We start from the raw sequence: 12249 nt of genomic DNA, 5'->3' as shown, positions 1-12249 counted from the left end.
GTTTCGGCCTCGAAAGCGCATGAGCCGAAGGCTCGAGTCTCGAGGCCGAAACGGCGAGACCAAGGGGGCCGCAACCCCGCGGCGCCGAAGGCGCCGCCAAAAACACAGCACCTTCGCGAGCAGTCACATACGCCCACCTTCGCCGACAAGCACGCCGCGACCCCGAGTTTCCTGGTCGCAATACCACCACCACCGACTCCCGGCCGGTTCTCGCGGTCTACAGCGGCGCTATACGGACGATCGTGGTGGTGATGCCGTCGACGACGAACCACAGGCGCAGGGTGGGCCGGCCCGTGGTCCGGTCGCCGGGTTCGTATCGGCTGCGGACGCTGATGTGCTGGCGGGCCAGGACCGGCGCGACGTATTCGATGACCGCGCGGTGCGGGCCGCTGACCAGTTTGGGGTAGTCGACCAGGTACTGCTCCACGGCCTGCCAGTAGCAGGTGTTGTTCACATGGTTGTACTGGTCGATATCGGTGGCCCGCAGCGGGAACGGCAGGTCGGTGTCGGATTCGGGTGGCGCGGGGTCGGTGAGCCAGGGGCGCCAGCGGAGTCGCTGCTCGGCGGTGGTCTGGGCGAGGTATGCCAGACCCGCGTCGCTGATCCGGGCGGGCATATTGTTCGACTCGTTAATATTGATCCAGAAACCTTCGGTTTCGATCAGGCCGCCCCGGTCGCTGGTGATGCGCACCCGCATATTCGCCCAGCGGGTGGACATACTCGAACACCAGCGTCGCAGGTGGACGTGGTCGGGCCACAGGACCGGGCGCACCACGTCGATGACCGTGCGCCGGATGATCCAGCTCGGGTCGCTCTGTTCCAGGACCGATTGCTGGAGGTGTTCCCAGGCGATGTCCTGGAGGTAGCGGGCGACACCGTCGAGGCGTACACGGTTGTACGGGTCCACGTCGCCGGCTCGCACCGGCCACGCCGTAACGAACCCCATGCCCTCCTGGGGAAGCGGGGCGAGCGGCTGATCGAGTGACACTTGTGCTCCTCGCGCGGCGAGTTGGGCCGCGGTACTTCTGCGTGTTTCCTGTGAGACGACTTTACGGGGCGTGTGTCACCGCGCCACGCCGAGCCGTCGGTTCGCTGTGCTCGGCGCGTGGCGGCGGTCGGTATCCGACGTGGCCGGTGCCGTTGGAGGCCCCGACGACCCCGGGCGCATTGCCGAGCGAACCGTATCGTTCGATGGCGCGCCGGGATGGTCCGGCCCGGTCCGGGCGGGGGATGGACTCGCGCCGGTGGCGCCGATTAAGTTGATGAGGACGGGTGGATTGGTACATATCGACTGGCGCGTATCTATAACCGCCGGTCGGCGAACAGAGAGGTCGGCATATGCGCGCAGCTCAGGTCAGCAAACTCGAGGGGCCGGAAGCGATCGAGATCGTCGACATTCCGGATCCGCAGCCGATGCCCGGCGGCGTGGTGATCGATGTGCACGCCGCCGGGGTGGCCTTCCCCGACGTGCTGATGACCCGCGGGCTCTATCAGATGAAACCCCAGCTGCCCTTCGTGGTCGGCGGCGAGGTCGCCGGTGTGGTGCGCGAAGCCCCCGAGGGGGCGCATGTGCGGCCCGGCGACCGTGTCTGTGCCCTCACCATGCTCGGCGGCGCCATGGCCGAAGTCGCCGGCACCGCCGCCGAGATGGTTTTCAAACTTCCGGACAACATCTCCTTCGAGGCGGGCGCCGGAATCCTGTTCAACGATCTCACCGTGCACTTCTGCCTGCGCAACCGCGGCCGCCTCGCCGAAGGTGAATCGGTGCTCGTCCACGGCGCCGCCGGGGGGATCGGCACCTCCACCCTGCGGCTGGCGGGCGCGCTGGGCGCGGGCCGGGTGATCGCCGTGGTGAGTACCGAGGAGAAGGCCGAGATCGCCCGCGCGCACGGCGCCACCGATGTGGTGCTCACCGACGGCTGGCTGGGCCGGGTCAAAGAACTCACCGACAACCGCGGCGTGGACATCGTGCTCGACCCGGTCGGCGGCGACCGCTTCACCGACAGCATCCGCTCGCTGGCCCGCGGCGGCCGGCTGCTGGTGGTCGGCTTCACCGGCGGCGATATCCCGACGGTGAAGGTCAACCGGTTGCTGCTGAAGAATGTCGAGGTCGTCGGCGCGGGCTGGGGTGAATGGATGCTCTCGCACCCGGGATACCTGGCCGAGCAGTGGGCCGAGGTCGAGCCGCTGTTCGCGGCCGGCAAGATCGCCGCGCCGCAGGCGGTGTTGTACCCGCTGGAACAGGCCGCGCAGGCGGTGGCCTCGCTGGAAAAGCGCGCCGCCACCGGGAAAGTCGTGGTCACGGTTCGCTGAATGCGTCCGGCCCGCGGTGCGCGCGCTGCGGGCCGGACCACCCGGACTCCGGAAACCATCGGCGACCTGCACCGCCGCCGGGAGCGATCTTTCGTCGGTATTGTGCACGGCATGCGGATCAGGTCGGCGATAGTCCTCGGGTTAACCGCGGCGTTTGCTCTGACGGGCTGCGGATCCGGTCAGAGTTCCGAGGAAGCCGACGGGCCGCGGGGGCCGGCGCCGAAAGTGGCCGCGCTCGGTCCGTTCGTGGGGGAATGCGGGCATGTCACCGACAACGAGGTACGCGATGTAGGGGGTCTGCGGCAGATCGTCCAGTCGTACAAGAACGCGGTCGGTTGCAACTGGCAGTCGGGTGGGCTGGGCGGCGCCTCGATCACCTTCGCCTCCTATCGCGGTAGCCCGCTGGAAAGAGAGAAGGCCTGGGTCACCACGCACGGCCGTCCGCCGGAACCGATCACCGTCGGCGGCCGCAACGGCTTCGCGGCACTCGATCCCACCGGTACCATCTGCGATCTCGCGGTCCAGCTCGACGACGATTTCTTCGAATGGTCCACCTCGCTGGGTTCGTTCAGCACCGACCGCGGCAACCCGTGCGATCGCAGCCGGGCGTTGGCCGAACTGACCGTCGAGCGGCTGGAGTGAAGAGGATGCGACGTCTGCGAACCCGCCACCGGCGATTGCGCACCGCAGCCGCGGCGCTGGTCCTGCTGGTGATCACGGTGCTCGGCGCCGGCTGCGGCAGTACCGTCGACGGGACCGCGCTACCGGTCGGCGGCGGCGAATCGGTGGACACCACCGAGATCGACAAACTGCTCCGGGAATGCGAGGTGGTGACCGAACAGCAGATCATCGACGCACTCGGCGGCAACACCTATATCAGCGATTCGTTCTTCGGTGCGGTCTGCATGTGGGATATCGGCGGCGGCTCCGGAATGCTCACGCTGAACTGGTATGAGAACGGGTCCTTGCGCACCGAGCAGGCGACCAACGACAAACTCGGTTACATCAGCACCAAAACCACCGTGCAGGGGACGATCGCGCTGCAGGTCCGGCGGCCGAACGACCCGAATTCGTGCGGGATGACCGCCAGTGCCGCCGACTCCGGGGTGATCGGCTGGTGGGTGAACTCCTCGGGCGGGACGGCCGACCCATGCGCCGCCGCCAAGAAACTGCTCGAACTCACGCTCAATATCGCCCGGTAGCGCCGAGCCGATCCGTCGACCGTATTGCCCGTGCGGCCCGGTGGACCCGGGAACAAGCGGCGGTATCCGACGGTTGAGACGGGAACGCGAGAATGCCCGGGAGGGGTCGAGAGCCGGACTCCGAGGGGCCGAGTCCTGGCCCGCCATATCACAACATCACCCCGGTTTTGACCCTATTCACTACGCCCGAGTACAGTGGACCGCTGTGCCCGGAAGGATACGGGCAAGATCGAGCGTAGACGTAGGCCAGCGAGAGCGGCTGACGATTCCAGCGTGCCTGTAAATCGGGCCCTGAACTGCGCGCGACACGCCCGACCTCGGGACGCGAGAAACGTGGTTGGACGTGCGGGTGAAAGCTCGATGAACAGCCCTGACACCGCCATAACCGATAAAAGGAAAGCCGGTATATGCCAACCATCAACCAGCTGGTCCGCAAGGGTCGCCGCGACAAGGTCGCCAAGACCAAGACCGCGGCCCTCAAGGGGAGCCCGCAGCGTCGTGGCGTGTGCACCCGCGTGTACACCACCACCCCGAAGAAGCCGAACTCCGCGCTGCGGAAGGTCGCGCGTGTGAAGCTGACCAGCGCGGTCGAGGTCACGGCTTACATCCCGGGCGAAGGCCACAACCTCCAGGAGCACTCGATGGTGCTCGTGCGCGGCGGTCGTGTGAAGGACCTCCCCGGTGTGCGTTACAAGATCATTCGCGGCTCGCTCGATACCCAGGGTGTGAAGAACCGCAAGCAGGCCCGCAGCCGTTACGGCGCCAAGAAGGAGAAGAGCTGATATGCCTCGCAAGGGCCCCGCTCCCAAGCGTCCGCTGATCAACGACCCGGTCTACGGGTCGCCGCTGGTGACGCAACTGGTCAACAAGATCCTTCTCGACGGCAAGAAGTCCACTGCCGAGCGCATCGTGTACGGCGCGCTGGAGCAGGCGCGCGACAAGACCGGCACCGATCCGGTCGTCACCCTCAAGCGCGCGCTGGACAATGTCAAGCCGGCCCTCGAGGTCAAGCCGCGCCGCGTCGGTGGCGCCACCTACCAGGTTCCGGTCGAGGTCCGTCCCGGCCGTTCCAACACCCTCGCGCTGCGCTGGCTGGTCAACTACTCGCGGGCACGTCGTGAGAAGACCATGGTCGAGCGCCTGGCCAACGAACTGCTGGATGCCAGCAACGGCCTCGGGGCTTCGGTCAAGCGTCGCGAGGACACCCACAAGATGGCCGAGTCGAACCGGGCCTTCGCGCACTACCGCTGGTGATGTCTGCCCGGCCCATCGCTCCTGGGCCGGGAGGCTTACGGAAGCTTCCGCTTCCGCTTTGACAGATATGACGGCCATACGGTCGTCGGCGAAAATCCCAACTAGCTACGAGCGGGGAAGATTTCCGTGGCACAGGACGTGCTCACCGACCTGAACAAGGTCCGCAACATCGGCATCATGGCCCACATCGATGCGGGCAAGACCACTACGACCGAACGCATCCTCTTCTACACCGGTGTGAACTACAAGATCGGCGAAACCCATGACGGGGCGTCGACCACCGACTGGATGGAGCAGGAGCAGGAGCGCGGCATCACCATCACCTCCGCGGCGGTGACCTGCTTTTGGAACCAGAACCAGATCAACATCATCGACACCCCCGGCCACGTCGACTTCACCGTCGAGGTGGAGCGCAGCCTGCGTGTGCTCGATGGCGCTGTCGCCGTCTTCGACGGCAAAGAGGGCGTGGAGCCGCAGTCCGAGCAGGTGTGGCGGCAGGCGGACAAGTACGACGTGCCGCGGATCTGCTTCGTCAACAAGATGGACAAGCTCGGCGCGGACTTCTACTTCACCGTGCAGACCATCAAGGACCGCCTCGGCGCCAAGCCGCTGGTCATCCAGCTGCCGATCGGCGCGGAGGACACCTTCGAGGGCATCGTCGACCTGGTCGAGATGAACGCGAAGGTCTGGACCGGCGAGACCAAGCTCGGTGAGAAGTACGAGGTCCAGGAAATCCCGGCCGATCTCCAGGAGAAGGCCGAGCAGTACCGTCAGGAACTGCTCGAGACCGTCGCCGAATCGGACGAGGCCCTGCTGGAGAAGTTCTTCGGTGGCGAAGAGCTCTCGATCGACGAGATCAAGGGCGCCATTCGCAAGCTGACGGTCAACTCCGAGCTGTACCCGGTGCTGTGTGGTTCGGCGTTCAAGAACAAGGGCGTGCAGCCCATGCTCGACGCCGTGGTGGACTACCTGCCCTCGCCGTTGGATGTCGAATCCGTGCAGGGTCATGTGCCCGGCAAGGAAGACGAGGTCATCACCCGTAAGCCGAGCGCCGACGAGCCGTTCGCGGCCCTGGCGTTCAAGATCGCGGTGCACCCGTTCTTCGGCAAGCTGACCTACGTCCGCGTCTACTCGGGCAAGGTCGACTCCGGTGCCCAGGTCATCAACGCGACCAAGGGCAAGAAGGAGCGGCTGGGCAAGCTGTTCCAGATGCACTCCAACAAGGAGAACCCGGTACCCCAGGTCAGCGCCGGCCACATCTACGCGGTCATCGGCCTGAAGGACACCACCACCGGTGACACCCTGTGCGATCCGAACAACCAGATCGTGCTGGAGTCCATGACCTTCCCGGACCCGGTCATCGAGGTCTCCATCGAGCCCAAGACCAAGTCCGACCAGGAGAAGCTGGGCACCGCGATCCAGAAGCTCGCCGAAGAGGACCCGACCTTCACGGTGAAGCTGGACCAGGAGACCGGCCAGACCGTCATCGGCGGTATGGGCGAGCTGCACCTGGACATTCTGGTCGACCGGATGAAGCGCGAATTCAAGGTCGAGGCCAACGTCGGCAAGCCGCAGGTGGCCTACCGCGAGACGATCACCAAGAAGGTGGAGAAGCTCGAATTCACCCACAAGAAGCAAACGGGTGGTTCGGGTCAGTTCGCGAAGGTCATCATCGCGCTGGAGCCGTTCGTCGGTGAAGACGGCGCCACCTACGAGTTCGAGAACAAGGTCACCGGTGGCCGCGTACCGAAGGAATACATTCCCTCGGTCGACGCGGGTGCACAGGACGCCATGCAGTACGGTGTGCTCGCCGGTTACCCGCTGGTCAACCTCAAGGTGAGCCTGCTCGACGGTGCGTACCACGACGTCGACTCCTCGGAGATGGCGTTCAAGATCGCCGGCGCGCAGGCCATGAAGGAAGCGGCCCGTAAGGCCGGTCCGGTGATCCTCGAACCGCTGATGGCGGTCGAGGTCACCACGCCCGAGGACTACATGGGCGATGTGATCGGCGACCTGAACTCCCGCCGTGGCCAGATCCAGGCCATGGAGGAACGCAGTGGTGCCCGTGTCGTCAAGGCGCTGGTTCCGCTCTCGGAGATGTTCGGTTACATCGGTGACCTGCGGTCGAAGACCCAGGGCCGGGCGAACTACTCCATGGTGTTCGATTCGTACGCGGAGGTTCCGGCCAACGTGTCGAAGGAGATCATCGCCAAGGCGACCGGCGAGTAAGTACCCCTCCGGAGCAGGTAGCTCACCTGCTCCGGAGCTCCCGGGAGTTTGTACAACCGTTAGTTCCCCACGTACGTGGGGATGACCCCCGCACTGCTGCAACTGCAAGCACCAACAAGTCCAGGAGGACCACACAGTGGCGAAGGCGAAGTTCGAGCGGACAAAGCCGCACGTCAACATCGGCACCATCGGTCACGTCGACCACGGCAAGACCACGCTGACCGCAGCGATCACCAAGGTGCTGGCGGAGAAGTACCCGGATCTGAACGAGAGCTTTGCCTTCGATCAGATCGACAAGGCGCCGGAGGAGAAGGCTCGTGGTATCACGATCAACATCTCCCACGTCGAGTACCAGACCGAGAAGCGCCACTACGCCCACGTCGACGCCCCGGGTCACGCCGACTACATCAAGAACATGATCACCGGTGCGGCGCAGATGGACGGCGCCATCCTGGTGGTCGCGGCCACCGACGGCCCGATGCCGCAGACCCGTGAGCACGTGCTGCTCGCCCGTCAGGTCGGCGTGCCCTACATCCTGGTCGCGCTGAACAAGTCGGACATGGTCGACGACGAGGAAATCCTCGAGCTCGTCGAGATGGAGGTCCGCGAGCTGCTGGCTTCGCAGGAGTTCGACGAGGACGCCCCCGTCGTGCGCGTTTCCGGCCTGAAGGCGCTGGAAGGCGACGAGAAGTGGAGCGAATCCATCATCGAGCTGATGAACGCGGTCGACGAGTCCATCCCGGACCCGGTGCGTGAGACCGACAAGCCGTTCCTGATGCCGATCGAGGACGTTTTCACCATCACCGGTCGTGGCACCGTCGTCACCGGTCGTGTGGAGCGCGGTGTGGTCAACCTCAACGAGGAAGTCGAGATCGTCGGCATCCGCCCGGAGAAGACCAAGACCACCATCACCGGTATCGAAATGTTCCGCAAGATGCTGGACACCGCGCAGGCCGGTGACAACGCGGGTCTGCTGATCCGTGGCATCAAGCGCGAGGACGTGGAGCGCGGCCAGGTCGTCATCAAGCCGGGTACCACCACCCCGCACACCGAGTTCGAGGGTCAGGCCTACATCCTGTCCAAGGACGAGGGTGGCCGCCACACCCCGTTCTTCAACAACTACCGTCCGCAGTTCTACTTCCGTACGACTGACGTGACGGGCGTTGTGACCCTGCCCGAGGGCACCGAAATGGTTATGCCCGGCGACAACACCGAGATGCTGGTGAAGCTGATCCAGCCGGTCGCCATGGACGAGGGTCTGCGCTTCGCGATCCGCGAGGGTGGCCGCACCGTCGGCGCCGGTCGCGTCACGAAGATCATCAAGTGATTCACTGAATCGCTGGAAACGGCGCCGCTCCTTCGGGGCGGCGCCGTTTGCATTTCGCATGAAGATCGTGGATCAAGGTCGTCCACAGCAACTTTGGCGAACGCCAGCGTACTCTGTGCTGCCGCACGAGCATCGCCAGTGGCATTGGTATTTCACCGCGACACGTCTGCGAGACGCGTCGTCGACGGTCGAGTGGCGTAACTTTCTACTCGCTGCGGGGCGGTAACACAACGTGCATCATTGAAGATATAGTCCGCGTATCCTGAGGCCACAGGGGCCGTGAAGCGGCGGAGTCGAGGAGGGTCGATGGCAACGAATGACCAGCTCAAGGCCCTCATCAAGAGCCATTCCGATGGTGATGACCGACAGTTCTACTCCGTCGCGATGCAGGTCGCGGCCCGGGCAGCCCGATCGGGCCAGGAGAAGTTCTCACAGGAACTGCGCGATCTTGTCGATGATCTGCGTCGCAAGAGTGTTTCTACCACTCGTATCGCCTCGGTGGTGCCGGTTGTCCAACCTCGTGGAGAGCTGGGCTCGCTGCTATCGGTGACCTATCCCGATGCGCGACTCGCCGATCTTGCGTTGAATCCTCAGGTTGATGTCCGATTGCGGCAGGTGTTGCTCGAACAGGGTCGGCGAACCGACCTTGCTCGGCATGGTTTGACACCAGTAAGGCGGCTGCTGCTGGTTGGGCCTCCGGGTACGGGGAAAACCTCGACTGCCCGTGTCCTAGCCGGTGAACTAGGATTGCCGCTGTTTGCAATTCGGCTCGACACGATTATCACCAAGTTCATGGGTGAGACAGCAGCGAAGCTCCGCTTGGTTTTCGACGCACTTGTCGAGACGCAGGGCGTCTACCTGTTCGACGAAATGGATGCACTCGCTGGGGATCGCTCTGCTGCCAATGATGTTGGTGAGATCCGCCGTGTCTTGAACTCCTTTTTGCAGTTCCTGGAGCAAGACACGTCTGACAGCGTCATCGTTGCCGCGACGAATCACCCAGAGTTGCTCGATAAGGCAGTGTTTCGCCGGTTCGAATCGGTCATTACCTTCGAGCTACCCGACAACGATGCGGTGCGGTCGGTGATCAAGAACCGTCTGGCGAACTTCCGCATCAGTAACCTGGGTTGGAAGCGCATCATTGACGCTGCGAACGGACTCAGCCATGCGGATATCACATTGGCCGCGGAGAATGCGGCGAAAAGTGCCGTACTGACTGGTCGCGGACAGATCCGAACTGACGATCTGATTGTGGCGCTTGACGATAGACGCGACCTGAGTCGCCACCGCGGCGAGGTCAGCTAACGAGATGACTGACCGCAACAAACCACATCTGATTGTTCCCACAGCGCCGTTCGCTGAACCGTTCACGGGAGTATCCGGGGGTCATGCTGCGCAGCGCGAGCCTTTGTCTGGTGACCGTGGCGAACATGGTCGGCGGCTCCAGCAGGAACTCGGCACGGCGCTTGCTCCCATTGGCGCTGACGAGGAAGACTACGGCGTAACCATTACGTTTGTATCTTTCCCAGGCCTTGAGCTAGCGCTACAAAGCTTGGATCCGCAGGGGCCAGGGAGTAAACCTGAGCTGCTGGCCGTTAAAAGTGAGACGACGACTGGCGGCGATGTTCAGATGGCGACTGTCTATGTCCCGGCGGGTGCCAAGCATTACTTCCTCAGGCGGCTGACCAAGTACGTCGAATCGGTGGCTGATGACAGGCCGCAGTATGCCGTGTTGGTCGAGGGGATTGCATCGATTCGCCGCGCCACTATCCGCGAGTTGTGGACCGACCCGGACCGCCTGTTCCCCGACGATAACCAGTGCCGCCAGTGGTGGGAAGTATGGCTGCGCAATCGCGACGGTACGGAACTGCAGCGACTCCGTGCTCTTGCACAAGGTTCCGGGCTGCCCATGGGCCGCCATTTCCTGGGGTTCGGTGACCGAACGGTCGCGCTCCTACAGGCTACGGTTGATGAACTGTCGCAGATGTTCGAATCTCTTGACGATCTGGCCGAGTTGCGGTGGCCACGTGAGATCGCCGATGTCCTGGTCGACATGAGTGCTTCCGAGCAGGTGCAATGGGTCGACGAGCTTCTTAGTCGCACCAGAGTGGCTGATATGGACGCTCCAGTGGTCTGTGTCTTGGACACTGGTGTCCAAGACGGCCACCCTTTATTGGTCGATTCTCTGCATCCTTCTGACATCCACGTCGCAGAACCGACTTGGAACAAGCGGCCGATCCTGCGCCACGGCACGGAGATGGCAGGTCTGGCGCTGTTCGAAGATTTGCACCAAGCCGTACTCAGTCCGCATGACGTCTATTTGCGTCACCGGCTGGAATCGGTGAAGTTTCTCCCCGACAACGGCAGCAATCACCCCGATCTCTACGGTGCGGTGACCGCAAAGTCGGTAGATCGTCCAGAAATACAGGCACCAAGGCGCGACCGCGCCTTCCTACTTGCAGTTACGGCGCAGTCGCCGACCAGGGATGCTGGCACCGACCAATCGGCTCGCGAAGAAGCGGGCAGGCCCACGTCATGGTCGGCAGCGGTTGACGCCCTCGCCTATGGTCGCACGATCAGCGACACCGAACCTGGTCTGACCTACCTTGACCGTAGTGATTTGGGCCGATCGCGACTGTTCATCATCTCCGCCGGCAACATCCGCGACATAGTCGTCTCCGACGACCATCTGGACAGAAGTGATTTCGAACCGGCCGAGGACCCCGCTCAGGCCTGGAATGCGCTAACGGTTGGCGCTTACACCGACAAAGATGACATGAGTGGGGCGCCAACAGTATTCGATGGCTATGCACCACTTGCACCCAGGGGCGAGCTTGCGCCGACCAGTCGAACGTCAGTGCCGTTCGACCCTTCGAAGTGGCCGTTCAAACCCGAGGTGGTCGCCGAAGGCGGGAACGTGGCGGTCTCCCCGCATGACGATGCAGGGCAGACTCCCGAGTGCTTGGGAGTGTTGACCACTCGACTGCAGGAGAACGGTCAGCGCGCATTCACCACTACGAGGGATACTTCGGCAGCCACAGCCCAGGTTGCCTCGATCGCTGGCGCGATAATGGCCGAGTATCCGGGTATCCGAGCGGAAACGGTCAGAGCATTGATTGTTCACTCCGCCGAATGGACATCAACGATGAAACGCCAGTTCGATGCGGCCCCGACCAAAACAAGGAAGGCGAAACTCCAACGCCGTTACGGAATGGGCGTGCCAAGCCGAATCCGCGCTCTGCGCAGTGCCACCGATGCGTTAACTCTGGTTTCAGAGTCAAGCATCCGCCCATTTGAACGGGACAACAATGCAACTGCCGGAAAAGCGCGCGAGATGAATCTCCACCGTCTCCCGTGGCCTCGAGACGAGCTTGAGGCACTGGGCGAGGCGCAGGTCACTATGCGTGTGACCTTGTCGTACTTCATCGAACCGAACCCATCGAGCCGCGGTTGGTCTGGGCGCTACGCTTATCCCTCGTACGGTCTGCGGTTCATGGTCCGCAGACCCGAGGACAATCTGACTGCGTTTCGTCAACGAATCAATCTCCGCGCCCGGGTCAACGACGAGAAGCCGGTGGGGCTCGCTTCGGAGCAGGGATGGCTGTTCGGCGTGCAGCAGCGCGGGCCGGGCTCATTGCAAACCGATCTGTGGACTGGAACAGCTGTCGAACTCGCCAACAAGGGTGACATCGCGGTATTCCCTGTGGCCGGGTGGTGGAAAGACCGGCCGCGCTATGACCAAAGCCAGCTCGGTGTCCATTACTCACTGGTGGTAGGAATCGAGTCACCCGCTGTAGATGTCGATTTATGGACTCCGGTAGCGCAACAAATCGCCACCGAAGTTGCCGTGCAGACGTAGTGCGTGACACAGGCTGTGTGGCGGAGCAGCGCCGCGCAGCTGGCCGATCCTCGTCAACCACCTCG

10 protein-coding genes are annotated in these 12249 nt (G+C 63.5%); 9 read left to right on the top strand and 1 reads right to left on the bottom strand.

The window, feature by feature from the left end; all coding sequences use genetic code 11:
- Positions 1-217: 217 nt before the first annotated feature.
- Complete coding sequence (locus tag AB0H42_RS32390) at positions 218-988, bottom strand: acyl-ACP thioesterase domain-containing protein (RefSeq protein WP_357062908.1); 771 nt, start codon at positions 986-988, stop codon at positions 218-220.
- Between the two features lie 350 nt (positions 989-1338).
- Here AB0H42_RS32390 and AB0H42_RS32385 point away from each other — a divergent pair, with 350 nt between their 5' ends.
- From AB0H42_RS32385 to AB0H42_RS32345, 9 genes are all read left to right on the top strand, one after another.
- Entirely contained in the window at positions 1339-2313 is a 975-nt protein-coding gene (locus AB0H42_RS32385; RefSeq protein ID WP_357062906.1) for an NADPH:quinone oxidoreductase family protein, read from the top strand.
- 111 nt (positions 2314-2424) lie between these two features.
- A complete protein-coding gene (locus AB0H42_RS32380; protein ID WP_357062905.1) occupies positions 2425-2955 on the top strand; it encodes a DUF3558 domain-containing protein in 531 nt (176 codons plus the stop codon).
- Positions 2956-2960: 5 nt separating this feature from the next.
- Positions 2961-3515, top strand: a complete 555-nt coding sequence (locus tag AB0H42_RS32375) for a DUF3558 domain-containing protein (RefSeq protein WP_357062903.1) — start codon at positions 2961-2963, stop codon at positions 3513-3515.
- 407 nt (positions 3516-3922) lie between these two features.
- Positions 3923-4297, top strand: coding sequence for a 30S ribosomal protein S12 (gene rpsL / locus AB0H42_RS32370; protein ID WP_030525247.1), 375 nt, complete (start codon positions 3923-3925; stop codon positions 4295-4297).
- Between the two features lies 1 nt (position 4298).
- Positions 4299-4769, top strand: coding sequence for a 30S ribosomal protein S7 (gene rpsG / locus AB0H42_RS32365; protein WP_150399709.1), 471 nt, complete (start codon positions 4299-4301; stop codon positions 4767-4769).
- Between the two features lie 126 nt (positions 4770-4895).
- Positions 4896-6998 carry an elongation factor G gene (gene fusA / locus AB0H42_RS32360; protein ID WP_357062902.1) on the top strand — a complete coding sequence of 701 codons (2103 nt, stop codon included), beginning with the start codon at positions 4896-4898 and terminating at the stop codon, positions 6996-6998.
- Between the two features lie 136 nt (positions 6999-7134).
- Positions 7135-8325, top strand: coding sequence for an elongation factor Tu (gene tuf / locus AB0H42_RS32355; protein ID WP_030525250.1), 1191 nt, complete (start codon positions 7135-7137; stop codon positions 8323-8325).
- A 306-nt stretch (positions 8326-8631) separates the two neighbouring features.
- Positions 8632-9630, top strand: a complete 999-nt coding sequence (locus AB0H42_RS32350) for an AAA family ATPase (RefSeq protein ID WP_357062900.1) — start codon at positions 8632-8634, stop codon at positions 9628-9630.
- A 4-nt stretch (positions 9631-9634) separates the two neighbouring features.
- Positions 9635-12184 carry a S8 family peptidase gene (locus tag AB0H42_RS32345; protein ID WP_357062898.1) on the top strand — a complete coding sequence of 850 codons (2550 nt, stop codon included), beginning with the start codon at positions 9635-9637 and terminating at the stop codon, positions 12182-12184.
- Positions 12185-12249 lie beyond the last annotated feature (65 nt).

Origin of the sequence: Nocardia sp. NPDC050799, assembly GCF_040654015.1 — a bacterium.
Taxonomy (GTDB): Bacteria; Actinomycetota; Actinomycetes; order Mycobacteriales; family Mycobacteriaceae; genus Nocardia.
The sequence above is the reverse complement of the archived record's forward strand: the minus strand, read 5'-3'. Positions and strand labels throughout refer to the sequence as shown.

Excerpts from the sequence above, each read along its gene's own strand:
- AB0H42_RS32375 (WP_357062903.1), top strand. The coding sequence starts at position 2,961 with ATGCGACGTCTGCGAACCCGCCACCGGCGATTGCGCACCGCAGCCGCG.
- rpsG (WP_150399709.1), top strand. The coding sequence starts at position 4,299 with ATGCCTCGCAAGGGCCCCGCTCCCAAGCGTCCGCTGATCAACGACCCG.
- AB0H42_RS32380 (WP_357062905.1), top strand. The coding sequence starts at position 2,425 with ATGCGGATCAGGTCGGCGATAGTCCTCGGGTTAACCGCGGCGTTTGCT.
- rpsL (WP_030525247.1), top strand. The coding sequence starts at position 3,923 with ATGCCAACCATCAACCAGCTGGTCCGCAAGGGTCGCCGCGACAAGGTC.
- AB0H42_RS32345 (WP_357062898.1), top strand. The coding sequence starts at position 9,635 with ATGACTGACCGCAACAAACCACATCTGATTGTTCCCACAGCGCCGTTC.
- AB0H42_RS32350 (WP_357062900.1), top strand. The coding sequence starts at position 8,632 with ATGGCAACGAATGACCAGCTCAAGGCCCTCATCAAGAGCCATTCCGAT.
- AB0H42_RS32385 (WP_357062906.1), top strand. The coding sequence starts at position 1,339 with ATGCGCGCAGCTCAGGTCAGCAAACTCGAGGGGCCGGAAGCGATCGAG.